2 protein-coding genes are annotated in these 764 nt (G+C 71.5%); both read right to left on the bottom strand.

What is annotated here, in order from left to right; all coding sequences use genetic code 11:
* A partial coding sequence (locus G6021_RS14780) for a hypothetical protein (RefSeq protein ID WP_182610378.1) occupies nt 1-191 on the bottom strand: 191 nt, incomplete at its 3' end.
* Between the two features lie 32 nt (nt 192-223).
* Nucleotides 224-764: magnesium transporter (locus G6021_RS17565; protein ID WP_241736592.1), on the bottom strand; the 541-nt coding region annotated here is incomplete at its 5' end.

Genomic DNA, 764 nt, shown 5'->3' with positions numbered 1-764 from the left:
GCCGCCGAACGGACCGCCGGGGCGCCGGCCAGGACGGACAGCGTGCACAGCAGGGCGGCGCCGGTGGTGCCGGCCAACACGACCCCGGTCACGCGGTCACGCGGGGAGGGGCCTCGCACCACCCGCACGAGGCAGGCCAGCACGTTGAGCAGCAGAGCGGCCACCAGGAGCTGCAGGGCCAGCTGAACCACATCCACCTCCCGCGTCGGGTCTTCTCCCCTGCCTACAGGCCCAGAACGGCCCGCGCTACCAGGAAGTACACGATCAACCCGATCGCGTCGACGAACGTCGTGATGAACGGGTTGGAGAACACCGCCGGGTCCGCCCGGACCGCCTGTGCGAGCAGCGGCATGAGCCCGCCCACCGTGGCCGCGATGGTGCACAGCGCCAGCAGGGTCAGCCCGATGACCAGTCCGAAGTCGAAGCCGAAGATGAACCCCGCGGCGATGAGTCCCACCGCGCCCAGCGCGAGCCCCAGGATGAACCCGGTCCGCACCTCCTGCACGAGTACCCGCAGGGCGTCGCGGGGGCGGACGTCGCCGAGTGCCAGGGCGCGGGTGACCGTCGTGGCGGCCTGGTTCCCGGTGTTCCCGCCGGTACCGATGATGAGCGGAACGAACAACGAGAGCGCCACGACCTGCTCGAGCGTGGTCTCGAACACCGCCAACACCTGCACGGTGAGCGCCGCGCCGAGTCCCAGCACGAGCAACCACACCACGCGCGACCGGACGATCGACCGCACCGGGGTGGCCAGGTACGGCCGG

It is taken from the genome of Dietzia sp. CW19 (assembly GCF_014145265.1).
Taxonomy (GTDB): domain Bacteria; phylum Actinomycetota; class Actinomycetes; order Mycobacteriales; family Mycobacteriaceae; genus Dietzia; species Dietzia natronolimnaea.
Note: the sequence above shows the minus strand (reverse complement) of the source record. Positions and strands in the feature narration are given on the sequence as shown.